A 15858-nucleotide genomic window follows, 5' to 3' on the forward strand; every position below is an offset into this window, starting at 1 on the left:
CCTTATTCACTTGATTGAGATCGCCTCGGCGACTGTCCTAGCTGACAGCGCATGGTGATCACTGTGGAGAAAACCGTGTCCACCGACCATTTTGCTATTCTACCGTCCAACCAGCCGACGTCTGACGAGATCCGCGACAACATCCTCAAAAACCCCGGCTTTGGCACTCACTTTACCGATCACATGGCCCATGTTCGCTGGACCAACGATGCTGGCTGGCATGGCCACGAAGTGCGCCCCTACGGCCCGTTGACCCTGGACCCCGCCGCGTCGGTACTGCACTACGGCCAGGAAATCTTTGAGGGTATTAAAGCCTACCGCCACGCCGACGGCTCGATCTGGACCTTCCGCCCGGAGAAAAACGCCGAACGTTTTCGCCGTAGCGCCCGCCGCTTGGCCTTGCCAGAGCTTTCCGACGAAGACTTTATCGGCTCACTCAAAGCGCTGTTGGCGCAAGATAACGCCTGGGTGCCGACGCCAAAGGACGCCTCAGACGAGTGCAGCCTGTATTTACGCCCGTTCATGATCGCCTCCGAAGCCTTTCTCGGCGTACGCCCGGCGCACGAAGTCGATTACTACGTTATTGCCTCCCCGGCGGCAGCCTACTTCAAAGGCGGCATTGATCCGGTGTCGATCTGGCTTTCCAGCCACTACAAACGCGCTGCGCCCGGCGGCACCGGCTTTGCCAAGTGCGGCGGCAATTACGCCGCCTCACTTGCCGCGCAAAAAGAAGCCAGCGCCAACAACTGCAGCCAGGTGGCTTTCCTAGACGCGGCGGAAAACAAGTGGATCGAAGAGCTCGGCGGCATGAACCTGTTCTTCGTCTATAAAGACGGCCGCTTAGTGACCCCGCGCCTGACCGATACCATTTTGGAAGGCGTGACCCGCAACTCCGTGCTCACGCTGGCGAAAGACGAAGGCCTGACGCCCGAAGAACGCGCCATCAGCATTGACGAATGGCGCGACGGCGCCGCCTCCGGCGAGATCACCGAAGTTTTCGCCTGCGGTACCGCTGCGGTGATCACGCCAGTGGGCGAGCTTGTCAGCGAGGATGAGCGTATTCGACTCACCGCAGGCGGCGACAATGAAGTGGCCAAGCGACTTCGCACCAAGCTGCTGAATTTGCAGTACGGCCGCAGCGAAGATCAATATGGCTGGCTGACCCAGCTGGTTTAACCCACAGGCCTGCCCGCCGTTAGCCCTATCATCTGGGTTAGCGGCGGGCGTTGGAGCCGTTTATGGCGCGCATCGACTTCTATATTCTTCCCGACACCACGCTCGACGCCCGCCTCGCTTTCGCCTGTAAATTGGCCGAAACGATCTGGCGCAAAGGGTACCGCCTTCACCTGCACTGCGAAGACCAAGCGCTCGCCGAACAGGCCGATGAAGCGCTATGGACATTTCGCCCCGACGCCTATGTGCCCCACGCACTCGAAACAAGCGATATGGCGACGCAAGTGCCGGTAACACTAGGCTGGAACGCGCTGCCCAAACCGGCAACGGAGACAGCGCTTCTTAACCTGCACCCGGACATCCCCGACGGCATTGATGCCTACGCCCGCGTGGCCGAAATCATCAACCAACACCAAGAGGTTCTGGTGGCCAAGCGCGCCTGCTGGCAGCGCTATAAAGAAATGGGCCATGAGGTGGTGCCGCATAAATTAGGGTAAATAACCAAGGAGATCATCCGCCATAAACGCGAGACCCCGCACGTGGCGGGGCCGTCAACAGAGGTAGGCAGTCGCTATCAATGAGGTCAGGCAGTCTGCCTGACCGGTTCTCCATCACTGCTCTCCGTCACTGCAAGGCGTCTTCGCTTTATCCGCCCTGTTGCTGTTGCTGTTGCTGTTGCTGCATCTGCTCCTGCATCTGTTGCATTTTCTCCTGCCGCTGAGCCATGGCTTCATCCAGCTGATCGCGTTGTTCCTGAGTGAACACGCCTTCGATCTTGGACTGCATGATGACGCTATCAGCGATTATCTCGGCCGTCAGGTCACCAAGACGCTCCGCGTTTGCGCGAATCGCCGCTTCATCGTAATCGGGCTGAACCTGTTCGCCGAGTTGCTGTTGCAGCTCTCGGGCTTCCTCTTCCTTGGCACTGTTTTCATCTTGCATCTGGGTCAAGAGGTTGCTCATCTCTTCTTTCTGGCCTTCATCCAGATCCACCATTTCGTCGAGTTGATTCACTTGATCATCGACACTGGGTGCACCACCACCCATTTGCTGGGCCATGGTGGGGACACTGAATGCCAGTGCTGCGACTGCCGGAACGAAAAGCTTGGCTACGTGCATAAAGACTCCAATTTCGTACAAATTTGTATTTCCTGCCCGACGAAATCCTGGCGGGTCCTTCGGTCCGACAATGCTGTTTTCAAAAAATTCGTCGTAACGGCAAATTGTTGATTACCATTAGCGGGTCCTTGCCGCGCTATTCGCACTCATGGAGGCTTGAACGTGCTCACGCGCCACCCGCTTGTCACCATCGTTATCGCCCAATTGTTCGGCACCTCGCTGTGGTTTAGCGTTAACGGCGTTGGCTTGGCGCTTCAGGGTGCAGTAGGCCTTACCGAAAGCGATTTAGGCCTGCTTACCATCGCCGTTCAGGCGGGGTTTATTACCGGCACGCTGTTGATTGCCACCACGGGCCTTGCCGACCGCGTTCGCGCCAGCCATCTGTTTGCGCTTTCCGCCGTGCTCGGCGCGCTGATCAACGCGGCGTTTATCATGGTGGCGGATAACGTCACGTTGGCCGCCGTTGCCCGCTTTGCGACAGGTCTTTGCTTGGCAGGGATTTACCCGCTGGGCATGAAGTTAGTCGTGAGCTGGACACCCAATCACGCCGGCGCGGCGCTCGGCTGGCTAGTGGGTATGCTCACGTTGGGCATCGCCTCGCCGCACCTGCTGCGCGGCTTAACGCTGAACTTGCCCTGGCAGTGGCCGCTGCTACTTGCCTCGTTGCTGGCGCTGATCGCCGCGCTGATGATTTATCTGCTAGGCGTTGGGCCACATCTGCCAGCCACCGCCAAAAGCGGGCGCCCCTGGGCGGGGCTGGCGGCGTTTAAACACAAAGAATTCCGGGCCGCCGCGCTGGGCTACTTCGGCCACTGCTGGGAATTGTATGCGTTGTGGGCGCTGGTGCCGTTTTTGGTGGCACGGGAGCTTGAGCGCTTGGAAGCCGCTAACAGCGCTCAGCCGTGGCTAAGCTTTGCCACCATCGCCGTTGGTATGCCCGGCTGCGTTCTCGCCGGGCGCGCCAGCCGCCGTTACGGCAGCGCCCGCGTCGCGTTTGTCGCGCTAGCCACCTCGGGCGCTCTGTGTGTGTTCTACCCGCTGCTCGGCAGCACACCACCGCTTTTTCTGCTGGCATTACTCTTGATATGGGGCTTTAGCGTGATCGCAGACTCCGCACAGTTCTCCGCCCTAGCCTCGGCGACCGCACCCGCCGACCGCTTAGGTTCAGCGCTCGCCATGATGAACGCCATCGGCTTTACACTTACCATCCCTGCCATTGCGCTGGTGACCTCGCTCTGGGCCAACCAAGGGCTAGGGGTGATCTGGTGGTTACTCCCTGGGCCGGTGTTAGGCCTGATGGCGATGCGCAGCTTGTTGCGACCTGCGGGAAGGACCTGACGCCCTCCCCCTTCGCGCGCTATACTTGGCGCCAATTTTGCAATCCTGATCAATGTATTCGATGCCTCGCGCTGGCGGGGCATCTCTGCTGTGAGCCATTCCATGGAAAAGACCTACCAACCCGAACAGATCGAAACCCGCTGGTACGAACGCTGGGAAGCCGACAATCGCTTTGCGCCCTCCGGGCAGGGCACGCCCTTTTCGATCATGATTCCGCCGCCTAACGTCACCGGCAGCCTACACATGGGCCACGCCTTCCAAGACACCATCATGGATACGCTGACGCGCTGGAAACGCATGCAGGGCAACAACACCCTGTGGCAAGTCGGTACCGACCACGCTGGTATCGCCACGCAAATGCTGGTGGAGCGCAAGGTCGCGGCGGAAGAAGGCAAAAGCCGCCATGACCTGGGGCGCGAAGCATTCATCGATAAGGTGTGGGAGTGGAAGGAAGAGTCAGGCGGCCATATTACCCGCCAGCTGCGCCGCATGGGCGCCAGCGTGGATTGGAGCCGCGAGCGTTTCACCATGGACAATGGCTTTTACAAAGCGGTGCAGGAAGTCTTTGTGCGCCTGTATGACGAAGGGTTGATCTACCGTGGTAAACGCCTGGTCAACTGGGACCCGAAGTTTGAGACCGCCATCTCCGACCTTGAAGTGGAAAACAAAGAAGTCGATGGCCATATGTGGCACTTCAAGTACCCGTTGGCGGGTGGGGAAAGCTACGAATACATCGAAAAAGATGCCGACGGTAATATCACCTTTCGCGAGAATCGAGACTACATCTCCATCGCCACCACTCGCCCGGAAACCATGTTAGGCGACGGTGCCGTGGCGGTGAATCCTGCCGATGATCGCTATGCCGCATTGATCGGCAAGCTATGCGAAATCCCGGTGGGCCCCAAGGAACATAGGCGCCTGATTCCCATTATCGCCGATGAATATCCCGATCCCGACTTCGGCTCAGGCGCGGTCAAAATTACCGGTGCCCACGATTTCAACGATTATGAAGTGGCCAAGCGCAATGGCATCCCGCTTTATAACTTAATGGATCGTAAAGCGCACATGCGCAACGATGGTCTCTCCTACGAGGAGAGTGCCGCCTTGGCGGCAAAGGCGGCTAAGGGAGAAGATATCGGTAACGTGGACGAGGTTAACCTTGTGCCTACCGAACTACGGGGGCTGGATCGCCTCGACGCCCGCCGCCAGATCGTGGAGGTCGTCACCGCAGAAGGCTTAGCGGTGACGGCGGCTGACGCCGAGGGTAACGAGCAGCCTCTCGTCGAGCACAAAAAGCTGATGCAGCCTTTTGGGGATCGCTCCGGGGTCGTCATTGAGCCCTACCTCACCGACCAGTGGTTTGTGGCCGTGGAGACGCTTGCCAAGCCCGCCATTGAGGCGGTCGAGAACGGCGATATCCAGTTCGTGCCCAAAAACTACGAAAACATGTACTTCGCCTGGATGCGCGACCTGCAGGACTGGTGTATTTCCCGCCAGCTGTGGTGGGGCCACCGCATTCCGGCTTGGTACGACGCCGAGGGGAATATCTACGTTGCCCGCAGCGAACAAGAGGCCCGCGAGAAAAATGGCCTGGCAGCGGACGTTACGCTGACCCAAGACGAAGACGTGCTGGACACCTGGTTCAGCTCGGGGCTGTGGACCTTCGGCACCCTTGGCTGGCCGGAACAAACGCCGGAGCTTGAGACCTTCCACCCTTCCAGCGTGCTGGTCACCGGTTTTGACATCATCTTTTTCTGGGTCGCCCGGATGATCATGATGACGCTCAAGTTCACCGGCGAGGTGCCGTTCAAGCAGGTTTACGTTCATGGCCTGGTGCGCGACGGCCAGGGTCAGAAGATGTCCAAATCCAAGGGCAACGTGCTCGACCCCATCGATCTCATCGACGGCATCGAACTGGATACCCTGATCGAAAAGCGCACCGGCAATATGATGCAGCCGCAGAAAGCCAAAGCGATTGCCAAGGCGACCCGCGACGACTTTAAGGACGGCATCGAGCCTCACGGCACCGACGCGCTGCGCTTTACGTTCCTCTCCCAGGCCACCACCGGGCGCGATATCAAGTTCGATATGAGCCGCCTGGATGGCTACCGCAACTTCTGCAACAAGTTGTGGAACGCCTCGCGCTACGTGCTGATGAACGCTGACGGCGAGGACTGCGGTGTCAACGGAGAACAAGTCGAGCTCTCTCTGGCCGACCGTTGGATTATCTCCCAGCTACAGAAAACCGAAGCCCAAGTCACCAAGGCGATGGACGAGTACCGCTTCGACCACGCCTCCCAGGCGCTGTATGAGTTTATCTGGAACGAATACTGTGACTGGTATTTGGAGCTTTCCAAGCCGGTTTTATGGGATGAAAATGCCAGTGCCGCATCTAAGAGAGGCACACGCCGCACCCTAGTGCGCGTGCTGGAAGCGATTCTGCGCCTTGCCCACCCGATGATGCCGTTTATCTCCGAAGAGATTTGGCAACGCATCGCGCCGCTGGCTGGCACTCACGCTGGTGACAACGACTCGGTCATGGTGCAACCGTGGCCGGAGGCCGACCAGAGCAAAGTCGACGAGCAGACCACGCGCGATATCGAATGGCTCAAAGGCGTGATTATCGCGGTGCGTAACATCCGCGCCGAGATGAACATCGCCCCCGGCAAGCCGTTGGACGTACTGCTCACCAAAGGCAAGCCGGAAGACGCCGAGCGCTTGGAGAAAAACCGCCTGTTCCTTGCCAAGTTAGCGAAGCTTGAAAGCGTCACCTGGCTTGAAAACCCAGATGATGCCCCGCTCTCGGCAACGCAACTGGTAGGCGATATGGAAGTGCTGGTACCGATGGCGGACCTGATCGACAAGGACACCGAGCTTGCACGCCTGAACAAAGAGATCGAAAAGCAGGATAAGCTGATCGGCGGCATCGAGAAGAAACTCGGCAACGAAGGCTTTATCGCCAAAGCCCCGGAAGCCGTGGTGGAAAAAGAACGCGGCAAGCTGGCCGAATTCCAAGCCGCCAAAAAGCTCTTGGAAGAGCAGCGAGCGAAGATTGAGGCGCTTTAACCTCACCGTTTATCTTTACCTAAACGCCCGCTTATGCGGGCGTTTTGCGTTGCCACCGGCGTTAACTGCTGGCTTCACTTTTCTTGTACAAAACGTGTAAGGTTTGACGCATTGTTGCTACTTACTGGCACCACTTCTGTGCAAGGATAAGGATTCACCATGCCGACACCTGCCGAGCAACGTTTGACAACGCTTGAGACCGAACTCCGGCGGGAGAATATTACGTACCGCGAGCTTTCGCCGATGGCGGACACCGGGCTCGCCCACGACCACGTGTGGATGCATCGCGAAGGCGATGATTGGGTGGCGCGGTTGCCAAAGCAGAGCCAGATGAATCTTTGCCCAGCGGATAATCTCGCCTACGAGGCCGCGTGTTACGAGCGCGCCAGCCAGGGCGGGCACGTGCCGCGGCTGCATGGCCTGTTGCCCGTGAGCGACGCTCTACCCCGTGGCGGGTTGCTGGTCGATGCCATTGAAGGTCGGCTGGCCCAGCTGCCGGAGGATTTGCCACGCATCGCTGAAACCTTGTCCAGCCTGCACCGGCTAGCGCTGCCAAATCAGCCCGCTCCGCTTTTCGCCCCAAGTAACCCATGGCAGGCCATGCGCGAGGAAGTCAGCAGCCAAGCGCAGTGGTTGGAAAAAGCGGATTTAAGCGCAGCGGTGGTGACACGGATTCGCGCCGAACTCGATGCCCTACCTACCACGCTACCGGATGCCGAGCGCTGCCTGATCAGCTTTGATACCCACCCCGGTAACTTCTTAATCACCGAGGATGGCCGCGCAGTGCTGGTGGATTTAGAGAAGTGCCGCTACGGCTTGCCAGGCATTGACCTGGCCCATACCTCGCTTTATACCTCCACCACTTGGGACGTTAATAGCCAAGCGGTGCTCACCCTTGAAGACGTGGTCGCCTTTTATCAGCGCTGGCAGGCCTGCATGGGCAAATCTCCCAGCGCGGAAACCTTAGTGGCTTGCCGCCGCGCTACTTGGCTGTGGTCACTGACTTGGTGCGCCAAGTGGCGTGCCCAGCACTTGCACGCTCAGGATGCCGAACGCCGGGGCGAAGACTGGTCGGCAGAGCTCACCGATGCTGCCGTGATTGCCCATGTACGCGACCGGGTCGAACACTATTTGTCGCCACCTATTATTGAGCATGTTCAAAATGAACTTCAGCGTTTAAAAACGGCTCTGTAACTCACTGATTTCATGAGGTATGCGATGAAACCGTATTTAACCTTAGCGGCCACTATGGCTACCACCCTGCTTGCTCTAGCGCTGCCTGCGGCGGCTAGCCCCGAACCAAGCGACTGGCAGGCCGTTCTGGATGAAGCCGAAGGCCAAACCGTTTACTGGAACGCTTGGGGCGGCGATACGCGTACCAATCGTTATATCGCGTGGGTCGCGGATGAAATGCAGCGCCGCGTTGGGGTCGAGGTGCGCCACGTTAAGCTCGACGACACCGGCAGCGCCGTCTCCCGTGTGCTGGCAGAAAAGCAGGCAGGCAATGACAATGAAGGAAGCGTCGATCTCATCTGGATCAACGGCGAGAACTTTGCCGCCATGCGCGAACGCGACCTGCTGTTTGGGCCCTTTGCCGAATCCTTACCCAATTTCGCCCTTACTTACCCCGACGACAACCCGGAAGTGGTGACCGATTTCACGCTACCCACCGACGGCTATGAGTCGCCCTGGGGCAAAGCGCAGATCACTTTCTACTACGATAGCGCCTACACCCAAAACCCGCCGCGCAGCATGGACGCGCTCCTCGACTGGGCCGAGGAAAACCCGGGGGAGTTCACCTACCCACGTATTCCCGATTTCACCGGCAGCACCTTTCTCAAGCAGGCGCTGATTGAACTTAGCGAGGAAGACGACGCGCTCTATCAGCCAGTATCGGAAAGCGACTTTGATGCCGTCACTAAGCCGCTTTGGACCTATTTGGATGCGCTGCACCCGCACCTGTGGCGGAGCGGTCGTAGCTTCCCCGATTCAGGCCCCGCCCTTCGCACGTTGATGAGCGATGGCGAACTGAGCCTGGCGTTTTCCTTTTACCCCTCGGAAGCGGCCGTGGCCGTGCGCGAATACCAGCTACCCGAGAGTGTGCGCAGCTACGTGCTTGAAGGCGGCACGCTTGGTAACGTGCATTTTGTGGCTATCCCGTATAACTCGCCGCATAAAGCGGGCGCAATGGCGCTGGCCAACTTTCTGCTGTCGCCTGAGGCCCAAGCGCAAAAACAGTCGCTCGATATGTGGGGGGATCGCACCGTGTTAGACGTCAACCGCCTGGACGAAGAAGACAAGGCGCGCTTTGAACAAGGCGATACGCATCCCGCCGAATTGCCTGCCGATGCACTTTCGCAAACGCTGCCCGAGCCACACCCGAGCTGGATGACCGCGCTACAGGATGCTTGGCGTGAGCGTTACGGAACCCGTTAAACCGTGCTGAGGCTCGCCCCCTGGCTGTTAATTGCGGTATTGGTGGTGCCGGTTGGGGCAGGGCTTGCCACCCTGGTGATGCCGGCGTTTGGCGTGCACCCGGGGTTGGGTGCCACCACCTTCACACTAGCGCCCTGGCAAGCGCTACTGGCTTGGCCGGGAATAGCGCAATCAGCGTTACTCAGCCTTTCTACGGGGCTTATTGCGCCATTGATTGCCCTCACTGTTGTCATCCTTTTCTTGGCAGCGAATCAAGGCACCCGGCTTGATCGCGCCCTGCATCGGTTGGTCTCGCCCTTGCTGGCGATCCCTCATGCAGCGGTCGCTTTTGGATTAGCCTTTTTGATTGCCCCTTCGGGACTCTTGGCGCGGATTATCTCGCCGGGCGTCACCGGCTGGGAGCGCCCACCCGACTGGCTGATCGTCAACGACCCCTGGGGCGTGGCGCTTATCGCCGGTTTAGTGCTCAAAGAGGTGCCTTTTCTTCTGCTGATGAGCCTCGCCGTGCTCCCGCAGCTGTCGCCCGAGCGGCGAATCGAGCTTGCCCGTTCGCTAGGTTATACCCCATCTCTGGCCTGGTTGAAGACGGTGCTCCCTGCGCTTTACCCGCTGATTCGTCTACCGATATATGCGGTTATCGCCTACTCAAGCTCAGTGGTGGACATGGCCCTCATTCTCGGCCCTACGCGCCCGCCCACCTTGAGCGTAGCGGTGCTTTCCTGGTTCAATGACCCGGATTTCTCGCGCCGCCTAATGGCCTCGGCAGGGGCGCTCTTACAACTGGGTGTTACTCTTAGTGCGCTTATCCTATGGTGGCTGGGTGAGCAGCTGGTAAAGCCTTTCGGCAAGCGCTGGTTACTCAACGGCCAGCGAACGCAAGGCCGCCGTGTGTGGGCAGCGGCTGGGCGCGTGGGCCTGACGCTCACAACCGTTACCGCGCTTTTGGCCATGGTGGGGCTGGGGCTTTTTTCCCTCGCTGGCTATTGGCACTTTCCCGATGCGCTGCCGGCCAGTTTCACGTTGGAACACTGGCAACGCGCATTTTCCAGCCTGACACTGCCACTCACGAATACGCTGGTGATTGGCGTCGCCGCCACCCTCATTGCCCTCGTGCTGGTGGTCGCATGTCTTGAAAACGAGGTGCAGCGTCAACTTCACCCCAAACACGCCCTCTGGCTTTTGTACCTGCCGCTACTTGTGCCGCAGGTCGCCTTTTTGTTTGGGGTGGTGGTCGCCGCCGAAAGCTTGGGGTTGCGCCCACAGCGCTCGCTGGTCATCGCGGCACATCTGCTGTTTGTCGTGCCTTACCTCTATCTTTCTCTGGCGGAAGCCTATCGACGGCTTGACCCACACTGGATGCAAGTAGCGCACTCGTTGGGCGCATCTAAGTGGCGCGCGTTCTGGCGGGTGCGCGTACCGCTTTTGTTGGCACCGCTACTCACGGCGTGCGCCGTCGGGCTTTCGGTTAGCATTAGCCAGTATCTTCCTACACTGCTGCTCGGCGCCGGACGCGTGCCGACGGTCACCACCGAGGCGGTAGCGCTGGCGAGCGGGGGGAATCGCCGTCTGATCGGGGTGTGGGCGCTACTTCAAGCGCTACTGCCGTTTATCGGTTTTGCCCTGGCACTGCTCATACCGCGGCTGCTCCGGGCGAAACGCAACCCTCGACGAGGCGTCTCATGAGCGCTTTTCCTCTTGAGCAAGAACATAGGCCCCCTGGCACGCCGTTAAGCATCATTATCCCCGTACTTAACGAGGCCGACGCGCTGCCGATCCTACTCGCGGCCCTTCAGCCCCTGCGCGCCCAGGGGGCGGAAGTGATCGTGGTGGATGGCGAAAGCCAAGACGGCACCCCAAAGCTTGCGAGACCGTTGGCGGATCGCGTACTGATAAGCCCGCCGGGTCGCGCGCGGCAGATGAACCTTGGTGCCGCGCAAGCCCGCGCCGATGCGCTAGTGTTTCTCCATGCCGATACGCGCTTACCGCCCAACGCACTGACGCTGATCACGCAGGCACTGGCAACGCGACTCTGGGGGCGGTTTGATATTCACTTGGACGGCAGGAGTCACTGGCTACCGGTCATTAGCGCGATGATGAATCTGCGCTCGCACCTTTCTGGCATCGCCACCGGCGATCAAGCCCTGTTTATACGCCGCGACGCTTTCGATGCTGTAGGCGGTTTCCCCGAGCAACCGTTGATGGAGGACATCGAAATCACGAAACGGCTCAAGCGCCTTAGCCGCCCTACCTGCCTGCGCGCCAAAGTCGTCAGCTCTGGCAGGCGCTGGGATCAGTACGGCGCTTGGCGCACGATGGTATTGATGTGGCGGCTGCGCTATCGCTACTGGCGCGGGGCTAGCGCTAAAGATCTCGCGAAGGAGTATCGCCATGTGCGCTAAGCCTTGTATGACGCACCCACCTGTCACGCTGCATCTGCTCGCCAAGGCACCGCTTGCAGGCGTTGCCAAAACGCGGTTGATTCCGCTTTTAGGCGAACAAGGCGCGGCGGATGCCCATGCTGAGCTAGTGCGCTGCTGCGTGAATCACGCCTGCCAAGCACTCCCAGCAGAAAATGTGACGCTCTGGACCGCACTGGAACACGAGCACCCGTTCTTTACCCAGCTCCGTGCGGATTACAGCATCGGGCTTAAACCTCAGTCAGAGGGCGATTTAGGCGCACGAATGCGACACGCACTTGGCGACGCGCCTGGCCCCGCCATGGTGATGGGCAGCGACTGCCCCCGCATCACGCCCGCGTTAATTCGCCTTTGTGCCACGCAGTTAGCCCACCACAACGTGGTGATACTTCCCGCTGAAGATGGCGGCTACGGGCTGATCGGCACTCAAGACGACTATCCCACACTATTTAGCGATATGCCGTGGGGCAGCGAGCACGTATTCGCCGAGACCCGTGCGCGTCTTACCGCTTGCGAGTTAACCGCTAGCTACCCAAAGACCATTTGGGACGTTGATCGTCCCGAAGATTGGCAACGCTGGAGCCTGCCGTGAACCGACAACGCCTTTTATTGATTGCCCTTTTGGCCGCTGTGGTGGCGCTGTTTTACCTCAGCGGTGCGCCGGAATACTTTACCCTTGAGACAATGCAAGCGTATCGCAGCGATTTCCAGGCCATATTTCTCCAATCGCCTTGGCGAGTTGCGGGGATTTTCTTCGCCGTATACGTGGTGATGACGGCACTGTCACTGCCCGGCGCGACGCTTCTCACTTTGCTCGGCGGTGCGCTATTTGGCCTCGGGTGGGGGCTTTTGATCATCTCGTTCGCCAGCACGATAGGCGCGACGCTGGCCTTTGTAATCTCGCGTTTTCTGTTTCGCAAGCCGATCGAAAAGCGCTTCCCGCGCCGGTTCGAGCGCATCAATCGCGGGGTAGAGCGCGACGGCGCCCTCTACCTCTTCACCCTGCGCCTGGTGCCGATTTTTCCGTTTTTCATGATCAACCTGGTCATGGGGCTCACGCGGATAAAAACCGTGACCTATTACTGGGTGAGCCAAGTGGCAATGCTTCCCGGCACGGTGATTTACGTCAATGCGGGGGGCCAGCTGGGTGAACTGGAAAGCTTAAGCGGTATCCTATCGCCGTCGCTGATCGCCTCGTTTGCGCTGTTAGCGGTGTTTCCCTGGATCGCTCGGCGCATCGTGCTGCTGGTGCGAAAACGCAAGGCATACCAAGCCTTCAAGCGCCCCGCCAGCTTTGATTATGACATTCTGGTTATCGGCGGCGGCTCCGCCGGCCTGGTCACCAGCTATATCGCCAGCGCGGTTAAGGCGAAAGTGGCCCTAGTGGAAAAACATAAAATGGGCGGCGACTGTTTGAACACTGGCTGCGTGCCGTCGAAAGCGCTGATTCGCGCGGCTCGCGCGGCCCATGAAATTCGCACGGCGCGTCGCTTTGGTGTGTCTGCAGGCGAACCCAAGATCGATTTTGCCCAGGTCATGGGCCACGTCCATCAGGCCATCGCCGACATCGAGCCCTACGATAGCGTCGAGCGTTACACCAAGCTGGGCGTAGCAGTGTATCAAGACCATGCCACGCTCACCTCGCCATGGGAGGTGCACGTTGGCGGGCAAAACCTGACCGCGCGCCATATTGTGATCGCCACCGGCGCACGGCCGCGTATTCCCGCGCTCCCCGGGATTGAGAGCGCCCCGGTGCTCACCTCGGAAAATCTTTGGTCGCTTACCGCGCAGCCCGAGCGCTTGGTGGTATTGGGCGGCGGCGCGATTGGCTGCGAGCTCAGCCAAAGTTTTGCCCGTCTCGGCACGGCGGTGACACTGGTGGAAGGAACACCTCACCTCATGGGCCGTGAAGACGATGACGTCGGCCAACACGTCGAGGACACACTCGTGCGTGAAGGTGTTACGGTGATGACGGGCACACAAGCGCTGGAAGTTATTAGCGATGAAACCGGTCATCAACTTGCGGTGGAGCACCAGGGCGAGCGCATTCTGCTGCCTTTTGACCAACTGCTGGTCAGTGTCGGCCGCCACGCTAACGTCGAGGGTTTGGGTCTTGAAGCGCTGGGGGTCACCACCACGAATGCGGGCACGCTGGAGCTTAACGAGCGACTACAAACGCGCCTACCCAATATTTGGGCCTGCGGCGATGTGGCCGGGCCTTATCAGCTAACCCATGCTGCGGCACACCAAGCCTGGCACGCCGCCGTGAATGCGCTATTTGACGAGCTAAAAAGTTTTACCGTGGATTATCGCTTCATGCCTGCGGTGACTTACACTCAGCCCGAAGTGGCGCGCGTCGGGTTAAACGAAAAAGAGGCCAAGGCCCAAGGCATTGATTATGAGCTTACCCACTACGCCATGAAAGAAAGCGACCGCGCCATTGCCGAAGGCGCGACGGAAGGCTTTATCAAGGTGCTCACCGTGCCGGGGCGCGATAAGATACTCGGGGCTACCATCGTCGCCGAGAATGCTGGCGAATGGCTTGGTGAATTCACGTTGGCCATGAAGCATGGCCTTGGGCTGAACAAACTACTCGGCACTATTTACCCCTATCCCACCCTCGGCGAAGCCGCCAAGGCCACGGCCGGGGTGTGGAAGAACGCCCACAAACCCGAGCGAGTATTGGCCCTGCTCAAGCGCTATTTCGCCTGGCGGCGGAGTGAAGGCAAAAAGGAGCACAAATGAAGCGTCTACTGCTTATCGGCGCCGGGCACGCCCATGCGTTCGTGCTCGAAGCCTTGGCAGAAAAGCCCGAGCCGTCGGTCGAGATCACCGTGGTCAGTGATAGCCGCTATGCGGCGTACTCGGGTAGCGTCCCCGCATGGCTTGCAGGGGAATGCACACTGCGTGAAACACAGATTGATATTGCGGCGCTGTGCCAGCGAGCCGGAGCGCGTTTGATCACCTCGCCCGCGACATCGTTGAGCGTTGAGACGCATCACGTCGTGCTGGCAAGCGGTGATAAGCTCGCGTTCGATATTGCCTCACTCAATATCGGATCGACGCTCGCGCTCCCGGCGCTTCGCAGTCACAAGGCGCCCTATCTGCTCGCCATGCGCCCGTTAAGCTCGCTGCATGAACGCTGGCAAGCGCTGCAAGACAGGGTGGCGCAACTTTCCGCCGGGAGAGAACAGCGCGTGGTCAGCGTGGGTAGCGGTGCCGCCAGCTGCGAAACGCTGATGAGCGTTTTGGCCCAGCTACGCAAAAAGCGAGCGGATATTACCTGGCGGGGAGAGATATTAAGTGCCTCTGATACGCTACTTCCCGGTGCAGGACGGCTGCCGCGTTGGCTAACAAAGCGCACGTTACGTCGGGCGAACATCACGGTGCATAACGGCGTTCGAGGAGAAGCGCTGGTTGAGGGTGGCGTACTCGATACCGCAAACCGTCACTTTCCAGCAGATATCGCGCTTTGGGCAACAGGTGCCGTAGGACACGCTTGGCTAGCCGATACCGCACTGCCACTCGATTCACTCGGCTTTATCCAGGTAGAAAAAACATTAGAGGTGAAGGGAGTGCCCGGCATCTTCGCGGCGGGTGACTGCGCGGCGTTCACCCCGCCCTTGCCCAATGCTGGGGTTTACGCCGTACGCATGGGGCCACACTTGGCCGATAACCTACGCGCTGCCTGCCGTTGCCAACCGCTGGATGAATGGCAGCCACCCAAACGGGTGCTCGCGCTGATAGGCACCGGCGATGGTCGCGCCATTGCCAGCCGAGGGGTGGTAGGGTTTGCAGGTAAATGGGTCTGGCAATGGAAAAAACGGATTGATGCGCGCTTTATTGCCCGCTTCAATCCGCCTTTTTCCAACGAAATAGATTAGTTCGCTTGACGCCAGCCACCGAGCACGCGGCTATCCGGCCCGAAAAACACCAAGCGATCATGGTCAATCAGGTAACGGTAAGCGTTCTCCAGCATAGCGGTCACGCGCTGAACGCTTTCCTGATCCGGACACGCCATTCGCGTCGAGGCAAGCTCACTGAACGCGATGCGCTCGTTATCACCTAGCTGAACGCGACCCGTAAAACGATTACAACCATCATGACCGCTAACGCGTCCGTCTTTACCAATACGAAAAAACGGTGTTTCAGGTAACGAGAGGCGCTCGTTGGTACCCACGAGCAGTAAATTCCAGCGCTCACCTACCACCGGCCCATATAGCTTCGCGTCATCTGCCACCGGTGTTTCTGCCGTGTCTTTGGGGGCGCTACTGCAAGCGGCAAGCATCACGGCCAAGCCGATAAGGCC

Annotated in this window: 13 protein-coding genes; 11 read left to right on the plus strand and 2 right to left on the minus strand. The window is 59.3% G+C overall.

The features are described from left to right. The first annotated feature begins 51 nt into the window (after positions 1–51). Together HZS81_RS07400 and HZS81_RS07405 are read left to right on the plus strand one after the other, a co-directional pair. Positions 52–1176, plus strand: a complete 1125-nt coding sequence (locus HZS81_RS07400) for a branched-chain amino acid aminotransferase (protein WP_179929923.1) — start codon at positions 52–54, stop codon at positions 1174–1176. A gap of 62 nt (positions 1177–1238) precedes the next feature. After that, positions 1239–1670: a DNA polymerase III subunit chi gene (locus HZS81_RS07405; RefSeq protein WP_179929924.1), complete on the plus strand. Its 432-nt coding sequence runs from the start codon at positions 1239–1241 to the stop codon at positions 1668–1670. 148 nt (positions 1671–1818) lie between these two features. On the opposite strand, the gene HZS81_RS07410 is transcribed toward HZS81_RS07405, so the two are convergent. Then, positions 1819–2292 carry a Spy/CpxP family protein refolding chaperone gene (locus tag HZS81_RS07410; RefSeq protein WP_179929925.1) on the minus strand — a complete coding sequence of 158 codons (474 nt, stop codon included), beginning with the start codon at positions 2290–2292 and terminating at the stop codon, positions 1819–1821. Positions 2293–2454: 162 nt separating this feature from the next. On the opposite strand from HZS81_RS07410, the gene HZS81_RS07415 reads away from it, so the two are divergent. The 9 genes from HZS81_RS07415 to HZS81_RS07455 all read left to right on the plus strand — a co-directional run bounded on the left by HZS81_RS07415 (position 2455) and on the right by HZS81_RS07455 (position 15433). Further along, a complete protein-coding gene (locus HZS81_RS07415; protein WP_179929926.1) occupies positions 2455–3630 on the plus strand; it encodes an MFS transporter in 1176 nt (391 codons plus the stop codon). Between the two features lie 102 nt (positions 3631–3732). Next, the gene (locus tag HZS81_RS07420; RefSeq protein ID WP_179929927.1) at positions 3733–6696 is read left to right on the plus strand and encodes a valine--tRNA ligase; all 2964 of its coding nucleotides are present in this window, start codon (positions 3733–3735) and stop codon (positions 6694–6696) included. Between the two features lie 159 nt (positions 6697–6855). Beyond that, complete coding sequence (locus HZS81_RS07425) at positions 6856–7890, plus strand: aminoglycoside phosphotransferase family protein (RefSeq protein ID WP_179929928.1); 1035 nt, start codon at positions 6856–6858, stop codon at positions 7888–7890. A gap of 24 nt (positions 7891–7914) precedes the next feature. Then, entirely contained in the window at positions 7915–9132 is a 1218-nt protein-coding gene (locus HZS81_RS07430) for an ABC transporter substrate-binding protein (RefSeq protein WP_179929929.1), read from the plus strand. Between the two features lie 3 nt (positions 9133–9135). Then, positions 9136–10815 carry an ABC transporter permease gene (locus HZS81_RS07435; RefSeq protein WP_338401827.1) on the plus strand — a complete coding sequence of 560 codons (1680 nt, stop codon included), beginning with the start codon at positions 9136–9138 and terminating at the stop codon, positions 10813–10815. Beyond that, entirely contained in the window at positions 10812–11531 is a 720-nt protein-coding gene (locus HZS81_RS07440) for a TIGR04283 family arsenosugar biosynthesis glycosyltransferase (RefSeq protein WP_179929930.1), read from the plus strand. Before HZS81_RS07435 ends, HZS81_RS07440 begins: the two co-directional genes overlap by 4 nt. Beyond that, positions 11521–12141: a TIGR04282 family arsenosugar biosynthesis glycosyltransferase gene (locus HZS81_RS07445; RefSeq protein WP_241697416.1), complete on the plus strand. Its 621-nt coding sequence runs from the start codon at positions 11521–11523 to the stop codon at positions 12139–12141. The genes HZS81_RS07440 and HZS81_RS07445 overlap by 11 nt, the downstream gene beginning before the upstream one ends. After that, positions 12138–14294 (plus strand): FAD-dependent oxidoreductase, encoded by a 2157-nt coding sequence (locus HZS81_RS07450; RefSeq protein ID WP_179929931.1) that lies wholly within the window; start codon positions 12138–12140, stop codon positions 14292–14294. Before HZS81_RS07445 ends, HZS81_RS07450 begins: the two co-directional genes overlap by 4 nt. Continuing rightward, on the plus strand, positions 14291–15433 hold the full coding sequence (locus HZS81_RS07455) for an FAD-dependent oxidoreductase (protein WP_179929932.1): 1143 nt from the start codon (positions 14291–14293) through the stop codon (positions 15431–15433). The genes HZS81_RS07450 and HZS81_RS07455 overlap by 4 nt, the downstream gene beginning before the upstream one ends. Here HZS81_RS07455 and HZS81_RS07460 read toward each other — a convergent pair. Beyond that, entirely contained in the window at positions 15430–15837 is a 408-nt protein-coding gene (locus tag HZS81_RS07460) for an META domain-containing protein (protein WP_179930050.1), read from the minus strand. The two genes, HZS81_RS07455 and HZS81_RS07460, sit on opposite strands and share 4 nt — an antisense overlap. Between the last annotated feature and the right edge of the window lie 21 nt (positions 15838–15858).

This window comes from Vreelandella salicampi, assembly GCF_013415105.1.
In the GTDB taxonomy this organism is placed as follows: domain Bacteria; phylum Pseudomonadota; class Gammaproteobacteria; order Pseudomonadales; family Halomonadaceae; genus Vreelandella; species Vreelandella salicampi.